This window comes from Capnocytophaga sp. oral taxon 864 (genome assembly GCF_002998835.1).
GTDB classification, from domain to species: Bacteria; Bacteroidota; Bacteroidia; order Flavobacteriales; family Flavobacteriaceae; genus Capnocytophaga; species Capnocytophaga ochracea.
On the sequence record NZ_CP027232.1, the window covers coordinates 1,252,332 to 1,272,460 of the forward strand.

The following is a 20,129-nucleotide window of genomic DNA, read 5'->3' on the forward strand; positions in this document are numbered from 1 at the left end:
TTATGCAACTCTTAGCTATAGACTACGGAACCAAACGCACAGGTATTGCTGTAACCGACCCTCTGCAAATCATCGCTTCGGGGCTTTGCACAGTAGAAACCCCTACCCTACTGGCTTTCCTAAAACAATACACTGCCGAGGAAGCCGTAGAAGCCTTTGTGATTGGGCAACCTAAACGACTCAACAACGAGGATTCCAGCGTAGAGGCTGAGATACAAAAGTTTATCAGTAAGTTACAACAGGAGTTTCCAGAGATACCTATCCACCGTCAAGACGAACGGTTTACCTCCAAACTTGCTTTCCAAACAATGGTTGATAGCGGACTAAAAAAGAAACAACGTCAGAACAAAGCGCTGATAGATGAAATAAGTGCTACCATTATCTTACAAGAATTTCTCTCAGGGAGAGCCAATGAGTGGTCAAGCAAAAGATAAAATCACGATAAAAATATTTAACCAATGAAAAAGTTTATTATCACTATTGTATGTATGTTGTGTGTTGCGCCTCTTCTATTTGCGCAAACTCTTTCATCTCCTAACGGGAACCTCAAACTCTCATTTCGGCTTAATGAAAAAGGTACGCCTACTTATGCCTTAACTTTCAAAGGCAAAACAGTCATCAGCGAGAGTGCTCTGGGGTTTGTTATCAACCAAAAGGAGGATTTCAACAGCAATTTTGAAATCACAGATGTTCAATTTGCTGAAGCTAATAGTGTATGGCAACCCGTATTGGGCGAAAACAAAGAAATACGCGACCATCACAAAGAAATGTTCGTCCGTCTCACTCAGAAAAACAACGGACGACAATTGCACTTGCGCTTTCGCTTGTTCAACGACGGTTTAGGTTTCCGCTATGAATTTCCAGTGCAAGCTAACTTCCGTCACTTTAGAATTCAAGAAGAACTCTCTACTTTTCAGCTTTCGGGTAACCACAAGGCTTTTTGGATTCCCGCTGACTACGATACTAACGAGTTTCCTATTACCACTTCTGCTATTTCGGAAATTCCTAAACTTATCGACAAAGTGCGCGAAGAGCCTTTGGCTGCCAAAGCACCTACCCCCAATGTAGCTGTACAAACGCCTTTGATGCTCAAATCAAATGATGGATTGTACATCAATCTGCACGAAGCTGCTTTGGTAAATTACCCTTCAATGATGCTCAACGTCAATGCTGCCAAACATCAGTTATCAGCTCATTTAGTCCCCGACAAGAATGGGGTAAAAGGCTATATTCAAACAGGTAGCGTAACGTCGTGGCGCACGATAGTAGTAAGCAATGATGCCCGTGATATTTTGGCTTCTAACCTTATCCTCAACCTCAACGAACCCTGTAAAATCAAAGATACTTCTTGGATTCACCCTACTAAATACATAGGTGTTTGGTGGGAGTATTTCATAGGAGGCGGCAGTACGTGGGCTTACTCCGATGACCGCGATATTACCATTGGCGTTACCGATTATACAAAACTAAAACCTAACGGACATCACGGAGCTAATACCGAGCACGTAAAGCAATACATCGATTTTGCCGCTCAACACGGTTTTGATGCCGTTCTTGTGGAAGGTTGGAACGAGGGCTGGGAAGATAATTATGCTTACGACAAAGAGCGCATCTACAGCTTTACCAAAGCCTACCCCGATTTTGATGTACAAGCACTACACCAATACGCCGCTGCCAAAGGAGTAAAACTAATTATGCACCACGAAACTACCTCCTCAGTAGTTGATTACGAACGCCACCTGCACGAGGCTTTCCGCTTTATGAACGACAACGGTTACGACGCCGTGAAAACAGGTTATGTTGGACCTATCATCCCGCGCAGCGAATACCACGACGGACAATGGATGGTAAACCACTACAACTATGTAGCCGAAACCGCTGCTAAGTACCGCATAATGGTCAATTCTCACGAGGCGGTGCGACCTACCGGTATGAGCCGTACTTACCCTAACTGGGTAGCCCAAGAGAGTGCACGCGGTACCGAATTTGAGTCGTTCAACGGCAATCGCCCCGAACATACTACTATCCTCCCCTTTACCCGCTTGATGGGTGGCGCTATGGACTATACCCCTGGTATTTTTGAAGGCGATTTGAGCCGATATGGCAACAACAAAGCCAAACGTAGTACTACCCTTGTGAAGCAGTTGGCGCTCTACGTAACAATGTACAGTCCGTTACAAATGGCAGCCGACTTGCCTGAAAACTACGAAAAACACCTCGATGCTTTCCAATTTATCAAAGATGTAGCAGCCGACTGGGATAATACTTACATTTTAGAAGCCGAACCCGGCGATTACATCACCATTGCCCGTAAAGCCAAAGGTAAAAACGAGTGGTTCGTAGGTGCTATTACCGATGAAAACGCCCGTGAAGCTCTCGTTGATTTCAGTTTTCTACCCAAAGGAAAAACCTATACCGCTACCCTCTACACCGACGGTAAAAATGCCGATTGGCGTACCAATCCCAATAGTTACTCCATCAAAACAATGAAAGTAACTCAAAAAACCAAACTCAAACAACGCCTTGCTCCCAGTGGTGGCTTGGCTATAAGTATCAAGTGATTATGAAACAATTCTTTTTCATTATAGGCTTCATTTGCTGTGCTTCACTGAATGCCCAAGACCCGTGGCTGCTCAAAGCAGAGACCATCAACCCCGCAAACTATTACGGGGTTACAATAGGCAATGGAATGATAGGGATGCGTTCTTCTGCTGTACCCCTACAAATAGACCAAGTAATCATAGCAGGGTTGTACGATTACGGCAAAAGTAGGGTAGTTTCGGCTATGCCTAATATCAATCCATTACAACTGCGAATGGCTATTGATTACGAGGATATCAACGCTCATTCTGTTAGTGATTTCACTCAAGAGTTAGAATTGCGCAATGGGGCGTTCTCAGGTCACTTCAATTTTAAAGACAAAGCTAAAGTTACCTATACTTATTATGCCTTGAGGCACTTGCCTCACACCTTGCTGTTAGACATCAGCATTACCCCTTTGCGCGATATTACACTTCTGGCAGAGAACATTCTAACCACCCCCGATGGCTTCCGCAACCCTCAAAACTACTTCAATGAAATCAATCCGCCTCACACTCATATCCCATTGCTCACTACGGTAACTCAAACACCTGCAGAAAATGCTAAAATAGCAGTGAGTAACGCTTTTCTTTTCGATAAAAAATACGGTAACGCTCCCCAAATATTGCACGAAATGAGAGACTACAATAGTCACCTAATGCAATTCACTCATAAACTAAAAGCTGGAGAAACCTATTCTTTCTCACTAATTGGCAACCTAATAACCTCTCAGCACTCTGCCGACCCTTATAATCAAGCCGAAAGGCTCTGTACTTATGCTTTCTTGCAGGGACACGAGGCGCTACTTGCAGGACATAACAAACAGTGGGCAAAACTCTGGGAAAGCAACATTGAGATTGAGGGAGATGCACAGGCTAATCAGGATATTCACAATATGTTATACCACTTATACGCTTCGGTAAGTGAGCTCCATTCCTTTTCTCTTTCTCCTTATGGGTTAAGCCACACAGGGTATATGGGACACATATTTTGGGATACCGAAATGTGGATGTATCCCCCTTTGTTATTATTGCACCCCGAAATAGCTAAAAACCTCCTCAACTATCGCTATCAAAGGTTAGAACGCGCCCAACACAACGCTGCTCTACACGGTTATCAAGGGGCGATGTTCCCTTGGGAAAGTGCTACATCAGGAGAAGAAGATACCCCCGTATGGGCACTAACAGGTACTTACGAGCATCACATCACTGCCGATGTAGCTATAGCTGTATGGAATTACTATTGTGTAACTAAAGATAAAGAGTGGTTGCGCCGCATAGGCTATCCCATTTTAGAAAGTACCGCTACCTTTTGGCAAAGCCGAGTGAGTGAACAAGCTCCCTATCAAATTAAAAACGTAGTATGTGCCGATGAATGGGCTGAAAATGTAGATAACAACGCCTATACCAATGCAGCTGCTAAACTGAATTTGCTCTACGCTATTGCTGCTGCCAAAGTATTAGGGATAAAAGCTAACCCTCAATGGAAAACCATAGCCGAACAGCTCGTTTTCAGCACAATGGATAATGGCGTAACCCGTGAACACGATAGCTATACGGGGCAAGCAATCAAGCAAGCCGATGTAAACCTATTAGCTTATCCGTTAAAAGTAATTACCGACAAAAACCAAATACACAAAGATTTAGAGTATTACAAAGACAAAGTGCCTTACAACGATACTCCTGCGATGACTCAAGCTATATTCTCTCTCTTATACAGCCGATTAGGCGATCGCGAAAAGGCTTATAAGTACTTCACTGAAGCCTACCATCCTAATCTCCTACCTCCTTTTAGAGTAATGGCTGAAACCAAAAATGGTAAGACTCCTTATTTCCTCACTGGAGCAGGAGGCGTACTACAAACGGTGATGATGGGCTTTGGAGGCTTAGATTTATCTGAAGAAAAAGGCATACAACAACTGAAAACTGTAATGCCTGCACATTGGAAAAAAATTACTTTAAAAGGCATCGGAATTGACAAAAAACATATATCATATCAAATGAATAAACCTCAATCACACCCTCCTAAAGCTAAACAAATACCTCATATATTCACCGAATTTGGCAACAAACGCACTGATAATTACTATTGGCTACGCGAGCGCGAAAACCCTAAGGTTATTGCTTATTTAGAAGCCGAAAACGCCTACTATCAGGCGCAAACAGCACACACCAAACCTTTGCAAGAAACGCTCTTTGCCGAAATGAAAAGCCGCATCAAAGAAAATGATAGTTCTGTGCCTTATTGCTACAACGGCTATTGGTATCAAACTCGTTATGAAGAAGGTAAGGATTACCCTATTTATGTGCGCTACAAAGAAACGCTCGAAGCTTCCAAAGAAGTGCTTTTCGATTGTAATGCGATGGCTAAAGGCAAAGCCTACTTTTACCTCGATAGCTTTGCCATAAGCGACGACAATCAGTGGGCTGTTTTTGGGGTAGATACCGTGTCCCGTCGCCAATATACCCTGCAAATCAAAAACCTCAGCACAGGCCAAATACTGCCTTATAAAATCAAAAATACCAACGGACAAGCCATTTGGGCAGCCGATAATCGTACCATTTTCTATGTTAAAAACAACCAGCAAACCCTGCGTTCTTTCAAAGTATACCGCCATATTTTAGGTACTGACCCCAAAGACGATATACTAATTTTCCACGAAAAAGACGATACTTTTGATGTGTTCATCTACCGCGAGAAGTCTCGTAAATACCTTGTGATAGGCAGCAAAAGTACCCTTACATCCGAATATCAAATCTTGAATGCCAATACTCCTCTCGAGGCTTTCAAAGTATTCCAACCCCGCACACGAGGCTTGGAGTACGATATCGCTCATTATGAGGAGTATTTTTATATTCTCACCAATAAAGATGGTGCGACCAACTTCAAACTGATGCGTACCCCCGAAAGTGCTACAAGCTCAGAACATTGGGAAGAGATAATTGCCCATCGTCCCGAAGTACGCCTGAACGATATAGAAATTTTCAAAGATTACTTAGTAGTCGAAGAAGTGTACAACGGCTTAGAACGTATACAAATACGCTCGTGGGACGGCTCAAAAACGCATTACCTCCCCTTTGATAGCGAAACTTATACCGCCTATACTATCCAAAATATAGATTTCAACACCGAGTGGCTCCGCTATAACTACCAATCATTAGCTACCCCTGCCTCTATTATAGAATATAATATGCGCACTGGCGAAGAGCGCCTACTAAAAGAACAAGAAGTATTAGGCGGGAACTTCAACAAAGATAATTATATAGAAGAACGCCTTTGGACAACTGCCCCCGACGGAGTAAAAGTCCCCATTTCGCTCATCTACCGTAAAGACATAGTGAAAAACGGACAAAATCCTTTGTTACTCTACGGTTATGGCTCGTACGGAGTAACCATCAATCCTTATTTTTCTACCACTCGTTTGAGCTTGTTAGACCGCGGTTTTATCTATGCTATTGCACATATCCGCGGGGGAGAATATTTAGGTCGCCAATGGTATGAAGATGGCAAACTCCTCAAAAAGAAAAATACATTTACCGATTTTATCGCTTGTTCTCAGTTTCTCATCGCCGAAGGCTACACCTCTCCCGAACATCTATTTGCCGAAGGTGGCTCGGCTGGAGGTTTGTTAATGGGTGCCGTGGTGAATATGGCACCACAATTGTATAAAGGCATTATCGCCTCTGTACCTTTTGTGGATGTGGTAACCACAATGCTCGACGAGAGTATTCCGCTCACTACGGGCGAATACGACGAGTGGGGAAATCCTAATAACGAGGAATATTACAATTATATGCTCTCCTATTCCCCTTACGACCAAGTGCGAGCTCAATCCTATCCAGCAATGTACGTGAGTACCGGTTTACACGACTCACAAGTACAGTACTGGGAGCCCGCCAAATGGGTAGCCAAACTGCGAGAACTCAAAACCGACAACCATCCGCTGTATTTAGACACCAATATGGAAGCTGGTCACGGCGGTGCCTCAGGACGCTTTGAAGCCCTAAAAGAAATCTCAAAAGAATACGCTTTCTTGTTGGAATTAGAAAAAAATAGATAAACAAAAAAAGGAATGTTTATTACTAAACATTCCTTTTTCTGAAAAAATACTAAGCTTCTTAGTGTTATTCTTCGTAGAATTGAATATCGGTTATACCTATCCAATTAGAGGTTGCATTATCTTTATTGACAAAGTCACCCAAAGCTAAACGGATAAGAGGAACCGCTTTCTTGAATGTAATGATAAAATCATCTTTTCCACTATAAGAGGCCGTACCTTGTTTCTGTTCGTTTCCTTGTGACAAACCGGCATATAGTGAGAGAGCTTTCATCTCATTACCCTGACGCATTTTTATAACAACAGATTTTATATTTCTTACTTTAGGAAAAGTAAAATACACATATGCACCTTCTTTAACATAGCCTACACTTGAAAGATCGTCGTCAATCATACTTGCTAAGTAATAAGTAGTTCCATAATAGGATACACGAATACCTTTTCTATTTATTTTTGTGCCTAATTCTTTAGAAGCTACTTCTACATTATCATTAGAAACTACTAACTCTTTCACATTCAAATTTACAGAAATTCCGTTGTTTGATAATTCTTGCTCAACTCCTGAAGCATCTTTTACTATATATTTAAGCGGTAAAACATACTCTCCTTTAGCTGTAATGTTTGATTCATCTAAATTGAATGAAAGGTCTTTGCTAATGGTATCGAAATTGTCTTCTGGAAGTGTACCTTCTATTCCATCAGGAGCCACTTTTTTACTTCCTAAAGAAGGATTCGCATCACGTACCAAAGCAACTGTAAGCCCTGGAGGTAATTCGTAACTGCTCTTCACTGTAAAAGTAACTTTTTTATCACTACTTCCTATGTAGGTTGTGCCGTTATAGAAACCTAATAACTTAGTTACATCTCGAGGCACTGCACTAATCTTTATTTCTTCTGGGAAAACTTTTAGTACAAATACATCTTTTTCTTTAGGAAGTGTAAGACCATTATCGGTTACTTTTAAAGCATAAGGCAAAATAACTTTCTTTTTAAAATTAGAGTTATTGCTAATAGTAAGCGTGAAAGTAACAGAAGTTTCACCTTTGCTAAGGGTTTTAGTAACTTCGCTTAACTGAACAAGGTTAGCGTCACCTAATTCAAAGCCTGAATAATTAGCTTTCACTTTGTCGTAAGCAGAAGCGTCATAAGCAAGTGATACTCGTACCTCCTTGTCATAAGGTTTATCAAGCAATCTCACTTCTACTTCCTTAGTGTAATCTCTATTGATAGTAACATTACCAAAAGAAAGCATTGGTAGTTCGGCAACAGTGGGATGCAAATAAATATAGTTAAGGCGAGGATCATAGCCGATGCGCGTACGAATATCGTCATCTACTATTTTCTTGTCAATTTCCCACGTAGTGCTTTCGTTTTTCTCAATAGTAATCTCGTCTTTCTTACAAGATACTAATAGCAAAAAACAACTTAGTGCTATTATAAAATTTTTCATTTGCTAAATGTTTATATTAGAAAAATTCCAACTCGTGAATATCAATGTATTGGTTATCTGAGTTCTCAAAATAAGAAAGCATCAAGTATTGAGCTTTAATAGGTTTCTCAAATTTAAGATACAATACACTACCTGTAGATTCCTCAGCTACAAATTCTCCTTGTGATTTATACAAACTTTGTTGATTTGTATCTGAAGCATAAGCTACTAATCCTTGAACTCGTTTACCAGCTGTCTTCTGAGTAATTTTAACACCTTTAATAAGCGTAGAAGTGTTAAAACTTGCCAATAAATACACTGTTTTATCACCTTTTAAATAAGTGTTTATCCACCAATTTCCATTGTCGGTTCTTCTATCACTAAGTTTTCCCAAATGTCCTTGTTCATAATTAGATGAAAAACTATAGTTACTACTTTCAATCAGTGCTCCTGAATAGCTCTTTATTTCTTTTATTCTGTTATCATCGGGTATACCAAATTCACTTACTTCAATAGTTACTAACACAGGAGTATTGAGTACTTGATAGGCTGTACCTGAAGCATCATAAGCCATTAATTTTAATGGCAATACATAACTACCCTTAGTAGTAATGCTCTCTACATTTTGCAAACTAAAAGTAATCTTGCCTGTGGTTTTATTTTTGAAATCAACCTTGTCAATAGCACCTACTATATCATTAGGAGCTAAAGTCTTGCCACTAACAAGATTGTCATCACGTTCTAAACTTAAAGAAATATCTGTTGGGATAAGGTCAGAAGGGGTAACGGTTACAGTTACTTCCTTATTAGCCATCTTTGCTTTACCGTCCTCTAAAGTAGCATTTTTAGTAATGGTTTTGTTAGCCACTTCAAAAGTAACATTTTTAGGATATATTTTCACTACAAAATAATCTTTACCATTCAAAGTTTTTACCAAATCATTATTGGTTACTTTTACAGCAAATGGGAGGATTACTTTTTTGTTGAAATTAGCTTGATTAGCTACTTTGAGTTCAAAAGTAGTGGAAGTAGTACCTGCCGTGATAGTTTTCTCGGCAGTTGTTATCTCAACTAAATTAGCAGCTCCTAATTCATATCCTGAGTAGTTACCTCTTATCTTCTCATATAAAGAAGCATCATATACCAAAGATACTTTCACATCTTGTGCAGATGCTCGAGAGAGTCTTATTTCTAACGAACGTGTATTCTTATCAGTAAAAGTAAAACCTTCTAAACTAAGCATTGGTACTACTACTTCGGAAGTAGCTGGATAAGCATATTGGAATCGAGGATCATAGCCAATACGTGTACGAATATCGTCATCTACTATTTTCTTGTCGATTTCCCACGTTGTACTTTCGTTCTTCTGAATAGTAATCTCGTCTTTTTTACAAGCCATTAGAATTGCTAAACAGAAAACAACTATAAAACTATTAATAATTATTCTCTTCATTATTGTACTTGCTTTTTAAGAGGCTATCCTTAAAAAGAATAGCCTCATTGTTATTACTATTCTTCTGTTTCTAAACCTACAGCAGGGAATTTTATATTCTCTTTCCATTCTACAGTAGGCGTAAAGGTACCTTCTTCTATGTCTTTTACATAATTATCTCCATCTTGTACTCCATAAGGAGAATTTGAAGTCCCTTTTCTGTAAATAGTGGTATTGTTGTACTTACTCATATCTTTAAAGCCTTCTTTTTTGTTGATAGGTAAATACACTACCAATCCTCTGTTGTCTGGGTCAGCAGGTAGGTATAAACCATCTACAATTTCAGCATCGGTAAGCACTCTATTCCATACTCTAAATTCGCGAAGATAACGATCGGTAGTGTAAGAGGTTTGAGCATTTTCAATATTGATACGCATACCTGGAGATACCTTCAAGCTGGGGCGTTGGTAAGTTTTTATCAGCTTACCATTGATATACAATTTAAGGAAGGAATCCTTGTAAGTAAAAGTTATTTGTACCCATTTTTCTATAGCAATATCATCGGAATAAGCCCAGTCGTCAGGACTATCACCACCACCATTTTTCACTTGTATTTTACCAGCATCTATACGGGTATAAGGCAACATTTCTCCTTGGAAAAGCGACATATTTACGTTTCTACCGTTATAAGCATGAAATTCTTTTTTAAAAAGGAACATTCCTTGTACGGTAAATTCATCACTTCCTTTGATATTATCGGCCATTTTTACTCCTAAGGCATAGCCCTGTTTTATCAAAGCTACCGAGGTTTTAAACGGACGACTAAGGGTTACTACCACATCTTTATTAGAAAGGATAGGTAAAGAAGAAGACACTATGCGCAATGGAATAGCATATTTAATCCCCATTGGGTAGATATCTTCATTTAGTGGACGCACTTTCACTCCTACTTGCACAGAAGCTTGTCCTGGTTTCAAAGTAATACTCAAAGTACCATTAGTAGATTTGTTGGCGGTATTTCCTTCCTCATACAATTCATATTCCGAAGCAGGCAACATTTTGTACGTAGTAGTGTTCTTCTCGTTGTATTCGGCAAAAAAATCGGTAGCGGCAATGGTAATAGTTTCTTTGCGGTCTCTTAGGTTAGACATACGCACTTCAAACTTAGTACTACCTGATTCAGTAGATTTAGCAAAACTCACGCTGGCATTGCTGTCGTTCATATACACAGCCGAAAGATTTTCTAGACTATTATTGTTGTCGTTATCTAACTTTTCCTGACAAGCGGTAAGCCCTAACAGTAAGGCTACACTCACTAATTTTATAATTGTATTTTTCATTGCAATAATCTTTTAAGGGAGAATAATTGTAGGTTCCATTTCTTTATAGCCTGAGTAATCAGGACGAGGATTGGCGATGCGGATAGCTTCACGAGTCCAAGCGTAGTGCAAATACTTACGAGTAATTTTATTCTCTGTAAGATATGCTTTAAAAAAAACATCACTTTCATTGGTTACGGCGTAATCACTTTGTCCGTGATAAGCTCCTAAGCCCCATACTTGTTTATCTCTCACTGCTTTTCCTTTACCTATCATTACACGGAAATTCCCTGCTTGATAGTTAGCAGAGGTAGAGTTGTAATAAGGTCCTCCTAACATTGGCGGACGAGAACCTGATGTATTCACTCCATTGTGTGGATAATCCTGCATAAAGTGCTTATCAAAATAGATAGCAAAGGCATTATCCTCAATTGCCAACGGTGTTTGAGAGTTTCTTCCAAAAATAGTTGCTACATCACAAGGCACATCAGCACAGAAATAGTAACGTTTGGTAAGATAATTAGCCGGCAAATATGGTTTAAATTCATCTATATATTCTTTTTCTTTAGGGTGATATCCCACAGTTGATGCTTCAAACAAAGCTTTTAAGTTCGCTTCGCGTTCTGCTTGTGTTTTTACCGCATGAGCTGCTCCTATTGGGCCAAAATATTTTGCCATTTCCTTTACAAATCTAGCAATATTACTATTTTGTCCACCGTATTCCCACATCAAAGGAGTTCCTTCTTTAGTTACTGCTCCGTGGTCACCACAAGTTTCCCAGTCTACATCATAGCCATCGAAATCCATAGCAATGATATAGCGTGCTAACTCACGTGCATAAAGAGCAGGCCATTGATCGTAGCATTCCGCATAAGGATATTTGTTATGAAAATTCTTATAACCACTTACCCCATCCTTAGTATTAGGTAAGCCTAACCCTACACTGGGAGTTTGCCAACACATCAAGATAGAGCCTCCCTTTTTGTGAAAAACCTCAATATCTTTCTTGTGAAACTCAGTAAGGGTTTCGGGGCGCATATTAGTACCTCCCCAAATAGAAAGCGCTACTACCGAGTCGGGTACAGCTTGTAACCAGCCACGTGCAATGCCTTTTACAGGTTGCCAAGTAGGCCCATCAAACCAAAAATATACCATTGGCACTTGCCCGCCCGCTTCACCGGTATTGAGCCACGCTTTTTGTTTGTACTCACGGAGCTGAGCCCAATAAGCCTCTAACGCTTTTTTGTTTTCTTCAGTACGTTCAGCTTCAGCAAGCCATTTGGCAGCGTCTCTTTTATTTTTTAAGTCCTCTAACGCAGCTCTTTCAAAATCTTCTGCGTTCGACTCTGTTTCTGTCCATTTACTGCACGCTGTAAGTGTTACAGTAAGGGCTAATAGCGTGTATATTATCTTTTTCATAGTATTTTACTTTTAAAATTTATTTAGATTTTTTGTCCCACCATACGTTAGTAGCGGCGTTATCAGTACCTCCCAAGAGACTTTGAGCTGCTCTTACATTTTCAGGGTTCAATTCAAATTCGCTTTGAGGGAAAGGGAACCGGCGCATACCTAAATCTTTACCAGTAGCATTGATATTTTGAGCTCCTACATTACTCAAGTTGTAAGGCACAGGGAACATACGTGGGTAACCGGTGCGTTTCCATTCACTCCAAGATTCAAAACCATTAGGATAGTTAGCAAGGTATTTCTGAGTGATAATTTGCTCTAAATGCTCTTCTACACTACCACCGGAAAGCCATTGCTTATCAATAGTGCTTTTTGCATCAATATTGTAGTTAGATTCTTTTGGATCTACGTAATTGGCAGGCTTAGCCGAAGCATTGTAATAAGTTTGCGCTTGTGCAGCAGTCAAACCGTTTTCAGTAAACGACATTTCAATACCTTTTTTGTACAAGCTTTCGGCTGTATCACCAGCATACCATCCTATCAAAGCAGCTTCAGCCAAGAGGAATTGTACTTCTGAAGCACGTAACCAATAAGTAGGGGTAGTTTGTACTACAGTGGGCACAGAGTAATTTTTGTATTCTGTTTCTTGAGTAGTGTTTTTAATACCAGAACGTACTGCATAAAAATCTAAAGGTTTATTGTCAGCTGTATTTTTGGTAAAATACTTTTCCATACGAGGGTCGTCATATCCTTTCAAATAAGAATAGATTGTCGCTCCCATTTTAAGCTCACCATAGCCTAACATTGTTACCAAAGAATGGTGGAAGATGTATTTACTGGAGGTAACCAATTTACCTGCTTGGTCATCGTTTTCAATAAGACCGCCAGCAATAGCTTTGCCTACATATTCTTGCGCTAAGGTAGCATCAGCAAAACGCACACGCATTGCCAAACGTAACATCAAAGAGTTAGCCAAGCGTATCCATTTAGAAGTATCGCCTTTATAAACAGGGTCAAAGTCTTGCAATACTTTGTTATTAGCACCATATTGGTTGAGCACCACTACAGCTTCTTCCAATTCTTTTAAGAAAGACTTATAAACTTTTTCTTGGCTGTCGTATTTTGCTTTTACTTTACCAGGTTCCATATCGCTATAAGGGATAGGACCAAATAGGTCGGTAGCACGGTGCATACCCATTATTTTCACGATTTGAGCTAATTGGTAAATAGCCTTGCTAGTAAGGTCTTTTTCGTGATACACCAATTTGCCATTTACCGTTTCTACATTGTGCATTTGGGTTTTGATTTTAAAGTAAGGATTCATTACTTTTGTAATCAAAGTAGAGAAAGTACCATTCGCACGACTGTTAGACACGTAATAACTAGTTTGGTTAAAACCGTTATCCCAGTGATTGCGCCCTGGTGAGAAATAACCTACCCAGTTATCAGTACTCATATTTTGTATTACCTGATAGTCGTTAGCTGGGTCTACGCCTACTCCTGTAGGGATAGGACGTTGCACCAATTCATTGAAGTAGCCTCCTGAAGAATACCCACCGCGATTAATATCGGCATCAGTAGGTTGTAGCTTATTGGTGTTTACCTCTTGAAAATCTTTGATACAAGCGGTAAAACTCAATGCTGATAAAGCTACAATTGCTATATGTTTATTGAATATTTTCATTATCGTATTTGTTTAGATTAGAATTGAAGTTTTAAACTTGCTCCATAAGTAGCAGCACTTGGGGTCATAAAGAGTTCCTTAGCCGCATAAGTACCTACCCCAAAAGTAAGTTGTGGGTCAAAAGGAGCTTTGTTGTAAATCATCCAAAGATTCGTACCAATCACCCCAATAGTTATGCGTTTTACTTTATCCCAGAAGTGTGAACCATCTAAAGAGTAAGTAAGTGATACTTCTTGTAAACGCACGTTAGTAGCGTCGTAAGAGTAGTACCCAGGAAGGTTTTTAATAGTATTGTAATATTTTTCAGGGTCGTATTGTTTGCCGTTTACCCAAACACCACCTGCATCACGTGCATCAGCTGAAGCTTTTGATACTCCATAAGCATCTAAGTAAGGTTGGGTTCCTGAAAGAACAATACCTCCAAAGCTACCATTGATAAGGAAGCTCAAATCAATATTTTTATAAGAAAGAGTATTGCGCCAGCCCATTTGGAAATCAGGGGTTGAGCGTCCTAACTTAATTTCTTGTGTTTCATCATATTGATACCCTGAAGCATTTTCTATCAAGTTACCTTTCGCATCACGCAAAAGCACTCCTTTTACAACAATATCAGAAAGGCTGCCTCCTTCACGTAGTACAGTACCTCCTTTGCGCACTTCGGTAATATCAAACAATTCGCCAGTGAATGGATTGCGATATCCACGTACCAATTTCTTAATTTCGTTTACGTTACGTGAGTAAGTAAGAGTAGAGTTCCACGCTAACTGTTTGTTGAAAAATTCTTTGTTATAGTTTACCGCCAACTCAATACCACGGTTTTCTACATCACCCGCTTGTAAGTAGAAGGAACTATAGATAGAAGAGGCTGAAAGACTTTGTTCAAAGAATTGGTTGTAAGTATTCGATTTGTACAAAGTCAAATCTACTGACAAGCTATTGCCAAACAATTTGGTATTTAAACCAGCCTCCCAAGAGGCAGTGCGTTCTGCTTTAAAGTCTGGATAAGGATATACCTTATTAGTTTTCAAACCTGTAGAAGTAAGTTCGTGAGTAATGGTACCTGGTGTAATACCTGTTTTACTAATAGGAGAACCCACCTCAGTATAAGAAGCACGTACTTTCAAATAATTGATAAAAGAAGGTAATTTCACCATTTCGGAAATCACTCCTGAAAGACCTACTGAAGGATAAAAGAATGAAGGTTCAGCTGAGTTTACAAGTTGTGAAGACCAGTCGTTACGACCTGTAGCTGAGAGGTACAACATACCTCTATAGCCTAACTCAGCACTGGCAAAAACTGCTACGTTCTTAGCACGAGAGTAACTTTGCCCTGAGCCTCCTACTTGTCCGTCGAAATTAGATGTCGAGAACAAGTTAGCAATTTCTTTGAGGTAACCTCCTGCTGATAGGCTATTGCTCAAACGGTCGTTATAGCTGGAACCTACGTTGGCAGTCAAAGAAAATTTCTCTCCGAGGTTCTTGTTCATATTCAGCATAATATCGGCATAAGTCTGCTCGTCTTTAGTTTCGTTAATGGCATAACGTCCTTTGTTATAAGAACCTAATTCAGTCTTCCAGCCTACTAAAAAGTTGGTAGTACTTGCATACAGTTTTTCTTCTGAGGTACCATAGTCGTTATCCAAACGTACACGCCCGGTAATGTTTAACCAATCGAGAATATCATATTTTAGTGAAGCCGACATCATATAGCGTTTCTTATTATTCAAGAAAAGTTCGCGATTAGCTACCCAATAAGGATTTTCAGAGAAATAGCTATCGGCTCTTTCTGAGAAAGGTTGGTAGCGTTCATAAATCTGAGTACTTGGGTTATAGCGTTCATAAGCCTTTACATCTCGGAAGTCGATGCCACGAGGCATTAAGTACAAACCTACTAACGGGTTAAAATATCCACCACCAGCAATCATATTCCGGTTTCCTTGTCGGATAAAGTTACCACTCACATCTAAATGTAACTTGTCTTTGGCAAAATTAGAAGTATTGCGTACCCCTACATTGTAACGATAGTAAGCGTTGTTAGGAATCAACCCCTCAGCTTCAGTTTGTGCTGCCGATACAAAAGTTTGATTCTGAGCATTACCGGTAGAAAAGGTAACAGAGTTCATAATATTGTGTCCTACATTGAAGAATTTTTTAGGATCAACATTCGAAGGAGTAGTGAGTTTAGCCCCCCAACTTTTATCGCCGTTGCTCCCATAAGTATTTTGGAATTCAGGCAATTGTATAGGAATTAGCATTTCCACACTACTCGAGATGTTTACCTCTGTTTTGCCTTCTTTACCCTTTTTAGTGTTGATAAGAATAACCCCATTAGCCGCTTCACTACCGTAAAGAGCCGCAGCCGATGGGCCTGTCAATACATTAATACTTTCGATATCATCAGGGTTAATATCAGCGATACCTTCACCGCCACCTGGTTTACCAAAGTTATTTCCGCCTCCATCACTTTGTTTGTTGAACAAAGGCACCCCATCAATCACATAGAGCACACCGTTATTACCGTCCAATGATTTGAGACCACGCATCACCACTTTAGTCGAACCTCCTACCCCAGAAGAGCTACGTTGGATATTCACCCCCGCTACTTTACCGTTGAGGCTGTTCACCACGTTCACGTCTTTCACTTTGGTAAGTTCTTCCGACTTCACTTGTTGCACGTTATAACTCAGCGCCTTTTCTTGGCGTTTGATACCCAAAGCGGTTACCACTACTTCACCAAGTTGTTGTGCTTCTTCTTGTAACACCACATCTAAAGTAAGAGTACCGCTCGCTTTCGTAACCTTTCTTTGCAGAGTACTATACCCCAAGAAGCTGTACTCAATAGTTTCATTGGCAGCTGCTTGTAGTTCATACTTCCCGTCAAAGTCAGTTGAAACACCACGTGTTGTACCTTTAATCACAACACTCACACCCGGCAGTGGCACACCGTCACTGCCTGTAACTGTACCAGTTACTTTCGTTTGTGCCATTAGCGCACCGCTAAACAATGCAAAAACGAACATTAGCATTGATATTTTTACTTTCATTACTTTATTGAATAAATTAATTTGGGCGCAAAATTAGGAATATTTTAACATAGCGCAAATTTTTTACCTTACTTTTTTCCTTTTTTTTCTCTTTTTCTTTATTTCAAAAATATATATTATTGATAATCAAATAAAATCAATAGTACTAATTTTATATTTTTCTCCTTCAAAAATCTCTAAAGATTAAAAAATAATCTTCTTTATATCTATTTTATTAAAGAGAATCTCATCTTATATGGTTATTTTTTAAATCTATTTAATTATTATAACCAAAATAGTTTACACATTAAATTAAAGTCTTTTTTCTAAATCAATACTCACTCTTAATATTTTCTTAAAACAAATGTTAAAGTCTTCTCCCCTTCATCTCAGCGCCATTCATCACTCCCTTTCAAAATTGCAAACCACTATTCTTCTCCCCTTTTCCCGACCATACACCTTACCAAAGTTTCTAATTGCTTTTCGTACTACAACCTTTTACAAAGTCAAAAACTAACAATAACCCTCTTTTTATCTCCACCTTACCTTTAACTTAGCTTCACTTTTTCTTCGTTCATTCTTCGTTCATTCTTCGTTCATTCTTCGTCTTTGTATCGCTACAATTCCCCCTTTGGAGGTAGCCAGCGATAGCTGGGTATGTGTACAGCGAAAGCTGGGTATGTGTAAGGAGAAGGTTACCTTTGTCTTTTCTATATCTGTCCGTGTAACTCACACTGTCTTTTATTCATTATAAACCCACTGTAGACCCACTGTAGACCCATCCATTATTCAATTATCCTATAAGCTTTGTACAATCCTCTCCCAATTCCACCATTAACCACTAACCATTAACCACTAACCATTAACCATTAACCATTAATCATTGACCATTAATTCAAAAATTTGTTCATTTGCTAATTATTTTCTACTTTTGCCTACTGATAACCGATACTTGTAATCATAATAATGAATAAAAATGCTGTATTAGGGTGGGCAACCCTCATAATGATAGTAGTAGGCTTAGGGCTTATCGCTTTAGGAGCCTTTAAATACAACGAAGTAGCAGGCTTTGGATTCGGAGCGGTAGGCATTGGCTTTTTCGCTATTGCTTGGGTATTCAACGCCCTCAAAGGAAGAGTATGACAGTTTGCTAATTTGTTAATGTGATAATTAGCAAATGTACATACCCTACTCATTTGCTAATTTACTAATTTGCTAATTAAAAAATTATGAATATACCAGAACAATTTCAAGTAAAACCCTTTCGCCAAGACACTTACCTTATCGATGGCGAACTCCGTGAGTGGAAAGGTGAGTTCACCAATATCTATTCCACTATTTCTTCTACTGAAAAGTATGAGCATACCCTCTTGGGTAGCGTGCCTTCGTTAGGCAAAGCTGATGCTTTAGAAGCCCTTCATTCGGCTACCGAGGCTTATAACAAAGGTAAAGGTTTATGGCCTACAATGAAAGTAAAAGACCGCATCTCCGCAATGCTCAAATTTGTAAAACAAATGGAAAAGCAACGCGATGAGGTCGTAAAACTGATGATGTGGGAAATCGGCAAAAACCTGGACGACTCGCGTAAGGAATTTGACCGTACCGTAGAGTACATCTACGACACTATCAATGCTTATAAGGAACTCGATAACGAGTCGTCTAAATTCGTACAACGGGATGGAGTCTATGCCCTCATTCGTCGTGGCCCCTTAGGGGTTGTACTCTGTTTAGGCCCTTATAACTACCCACTGAATGAAACCTTTGCACTGATTATCCCTGCGCTTATTATGGGCAATACAGTGATTTTTAAGCCCGCTAAACACGGGGTATTACTCTTCACACCTCTATTGGAAGCCTTCCAAAACTCCTTCCCCCGTGGGGTGATTAATATTCTTTACGGACGCGGTCGCACCGTTGCACCACCCATTATGGAGAGTGGCAAGGTAGATGTATTGGCACTCATAGGCAACAGCAAGACAGCTATTGCACTGCAAGACCAGCACCCTAAGAAAAACCGCTTGCGCCTTGTCTTTGGGTTGGAAGCTAAAAACCCTGGGGTAATACTTCCTGACGCCAATCTTGATTTAGCAGTAAACGAATGCGTGAAAGGAGCTTTGTCTTTCAACGGACAGCGTTGTACAGCACTAAAAATCCTCTACGTACACGCCAAGATAAAAGATGAGTTTCTCAAGCGTTTTGCCGAAAAGGTAGATGCGCTGAAGTTCGGTAATCCGTGGGACGAAAAAGTAGCTCTCACTCCCCTACCTGAGGTCGATAAACCTGCTTTCTTACAGGAACTCATAGACGATGCTCTTGCCAAAGGCGCTACTATTCAGAATAAAAAAGGTGGTCAGCGCACTGATAACTTCATTTTCCCTGCGGTACTTTATCCCGTTACCAAGGAAATGCGAGTATATAACGAAGAGCAGTTTGGCCCCCTTATTCCAGTAAAACCGTTCTCCAATATCAACGAGATTATAGATGAGATTTCCGATTCTAAATACGGACAGCAAATCAGTCTGTTTGGCGAAGACCCACACGAGCTCTCACCTCTCATCGATATGTTGGTGAATATGCTCTGCCGTGTGAACCTCAACAGTTTGTGTCAGCGAGGCCCCGATGTATTCCCTTTCACTGGTAGAAAAGACTCAGCTGTGGGTACCCTAAGCGTACACGATGCTTTACGCTCGTTCTCTATCCGCACTTTTGTATCGTTCCAAAACAACGACTACAACGACAGGATAGTAGAGAACCTCCTCCGCACCGGCGCTTCTAACTTCATCAACACCGATTTCATTTTATAATCGTTTTAAAATATCATAACCAAAAAAACAGGTTACTGAAAACTCAGCAACCTGCTTTTTTATATCCGCAAAACAGCTAATTTAGATAAATTAATTTAATAGGAATAGAAGATAACCATAGAATCTTTAACACTAAAAATTTGTATAATGATATTAATATTCGTATCTTTGCCACACCAATTTAAGTAATGAAATAAATGAAGTATTCTGAATTACACAAAAAACTACGTGAAGCAGGTTGTTATATAGTAAGGCAAGGAAGTAATCACCCCATTTGGTTTAGTCCTCTCACTAATAAGGAATTCCCAACCAGTAGACACGAAAGTCAAGAAGTAAAAGCAGGTACTTTAAATAGCATTCTTAAATTAGCTGGTCTTAAAAAATAAACAGAAGA

General features: G+C 39.7%; 12 protein-coding genes and 1 pseudogene. 7 read left to right on the forward strand and 6 right to left on the reverse strand.

The genetic code is table 11. The features are described 5' to 3' along the window. Positions 1-2 precede the first annotated feature (2 nt). The 4 genes and pseudogenes from ruvX (at position 3) to C3V44_RS12130 (ending at position 6,640) form a co-directional block, all read left to right on the forward strand. Entirely contained in the window at positions 3-434 is a 432-nt protein-coding gene (gene ruvX, locus C3V44_RS05535; RefSeq protein WP_106095815.1) for a Holliday junction resolvase RuvX, read from the forward strand. Positions 435-458: 24 nt separating this feature from the next. After that, positions 459-2,561, forward strand: coding sequence for a glycoside hydrolase family 97 protein (locus tag C3V44_RS05540; protein WP_106095816.1), 2,103 nt, complete (start codon positions 459-461; stop codon positions 2,559-2,561). Between the two features lie 137 nt (positions 2,562-2,698). Continuing rightward, positions 2,699-4,081: pseudogene (locus C3V44_RS12125) on the forward strand (glycoside hydrolase family 65 protein); the annotation flags it as partial. 498 nt (positions 4,082-4,579) lie between these two features. Continuing rightward, a complete protein-coding gene (locus C3V44_RS12130; protein ID WP_217351579.1) occupies positions 4,580-6,640 on the forward strand; it encodes a S9 family peptidase in 2,061 nt (686 codons plus the stop codon). Positions 6,641-6,704: 64 nt separating this feature from the next. Here C3V44_RS12130 and C3V44_RS05550 read toward each other — a convergent pair whose 3' ends face one another. From C3V44_RS05550 to C3V44_RS05575, 6 genes are read right to left on the reverse strand one after another with little or no spacing between them, the layout of a single operon-like run. Then, entirely contained in the window at positions 6,705-8,087 is a 1,383-nt protein-coding gene (locus C3V44_RS05550) for a BT_3987 domain-containing protein (RefSeq protein ID WP_106095818.1), read from the reverse strand. Positions 8,088-8,103: 16 nt separating this feature from the next. Beyond that, complete coding sequence (locus C3V44_RS05555; protein ID WP_106095819.1) at positions 8,104-9,519, reverse strand: BT_3987 domain-containing protein; 1,416 nt, start codon at positions 9,517-9,519, stop codon at positions 8,104-8,106. Between the two features lie 56 nt (positions 9,520-9,575). After that, complete coding sequence (locus tag C3V44_RS05560) at positions 9,576-10,838, reverse strand: BT_3987 domain-containing protein (RefSeq protein WP_106095820.1); 1,263 nt, start codon at positions 10,836-10,838, stop codon at positions 9,576-9,578. Positions 10,839-10,850: 12 nt separating this feature from the next. Then, positions 10,851-12,236, reverse strand: coding sequence for a glycoside hydrolase family 18 (locus C3V44_RS05565; protein ID WP_106095821.1), 1,386 nt, complete (start codon positions 12,234-12,236; stop codon positions 10,851-10,853). 19 nt (positions 12,237-12,255) lie between these two features. Beyond that, positions 12,256-13,908 (reverse strand): SusD/RagB family nutrient-binding outer membrane lipoprotein, encoded by a 1,653-nt coding sequence (locus C3V44_RS05570; protein ID WP_002675436.1) that lies wholly within the window; start codon positions 13,906-13,908, stop codon positions 12,256-12,258. A gap of 17 nt (positions 13,909-13,925) precedes the next feature. Then, positions 13,926-16,952 carry a SusC/RagA family TonB-linked outer membrane protein gene (locus C3V44_RS05575; RefSeq protein WP_106095822.1) on the reverse strand — a complete coding sequence of 1,009 codons (3,027 nt, stop codon included), beginning with the start codon at positions 16,950-16,952 and terminating at the stop codon, positions 13,926-13,928. A gap of 945 nt (positions 16,953-17,897) precedes the next feature. Here C3V44_RS05575 and C3V44_RS12060 point away from each other — a divergent pair. The 3 genes from C3V44_RS12060 (at position 17,898) to C3V44_RS05585 (ending at position 20,121) form a co-directional block, all read left to right on the forward strand. Beyond that, the gene (locus C3V44_RS12060; protein WP_002675432.1) at positions 17,898-18,074 is read left to right on the forward strand and encodes a CAL67264 family membrane protein; all 177 of its coding nucleotides are present in this window, start codon (positions 17,898-17,900) and stop codon (positions 18,072-18,074) included. Between the two features lie 86 nt (positions 18,075-18,160). After that, a complete protein-coding gene (locus C3V44_RS05580; RefSeq protein WP_048748099.1) occupies positions 18,161-19,735 on the forward strand; it encodes an NADP-dependent glyceraldehyde-3-phosphate dehydrogenase in 1,575 nt (524 codons plus the stop codon). Between the two features lie 197 nt (positions 19,736-19,932). Further along, positions 19,933-20,121: a type II toxin-antitoxin system HicA family toxin gene (locus C3V44_RS05585; RefSeq protein WP_048748100.1), complete on the forward strand. Its 189-nt coding sequence runs from the start codon at positions 19,933-19,935 to the stop codon at positions 20,119-20,121. Positions 20,122-20,129: the final 8 nt, after the last annotated feature.

What these genes read in the sequence shown, in the direction of transcription:
- C3V44_RS05585 (WP_048748100.1), top strand. Translation starts at nt 19,933, where the DNA reads ATGAAGTATTCTGAATTACACAAAAAACTACGTGAAGCAGGTTGTTAT.
- C3V44_RS05570 (WP_002675436.1), bottom strand. Translation starts at nt 13,908, where the DNA reads ATGAAAATATTCAATAAACATATAGCAATTGTAGCTTTATCAGCATTG.
- C3V44_RS05540 (WP_106095816.1), top strand. Translation starts at nt 459, where the DNA reads ATGAAAAAGTTTATTATCACTATTGTATGTATGTTGTGTGTTGCGCCT.
- C3V44_RS05560 (WP_106095820.1), bottom strand. Translation starts at nt 10,838, where the DNA reads ATGAAAAATACAATTATAAAATTAGTGAGTGTAGCCTTACTGTTAGGG.
- C3V44_RS12060 (WP_002675432.1), top strand. Translation starts at nt 17,898, where the DNA reads ATGAATAAAAATGCTGTATTAGGGTGGGCAACCCTCATAATGATAGTA.
- C3V44_RS12130 (WP_217351579.1), top strand. Translation starts at nt 4,580, where the DNA reads ATGAATAAACCTCAATCACACCCTCCTAAAGCTAAACAAATACCTCAT.
- C3V44_RS05575 (WP_106095822.1), bottom strand. Translation starts at nt 16,952, where the DNA reads ATGAAAGTAAAAATATCAATGCTAATGTTCGTTTTTGCATTGTTTAGC.
- C3V44_RS05580 (WP_048748099.1), top strand. Translation starts at nt 18,161, where the DNA reads ATGAATATACCAGAACAATTTCAAGTAAAACCCTTTCGCCAAGACACT.
- C3V44_RS05565 (WP_106095821.1), bottom strand. Translation starts at nt 12,236, where the DNA reads ATGAAAAAGATAATATACACGCTATTAGCCCTTACTGTAACACTTACA.
- C3V44_RS05555 (WP_106095819.1), bottom strand. Translation starts at nt 9,519, where the DNA reads ATGAAGAGAATAATTATTAATAGTTTTATAGTTGTTTTCTGTTTAGCA.
- ruvX (WP_106095815.1), top strand. Translation starts at nt 3, where the DNA reads ATGCAACTCTTAGCTATAGACTACGGAACCAAACGCACAGGTATTGCT.
- C3V44_RS05550 (WP_106095818.1), bottom strand. Translation starts at nt 8,087, where the DNA reads ATGAAAAATTTTATAATAGCACTAAGTTGTTTTTTGCTATTAGTATCT.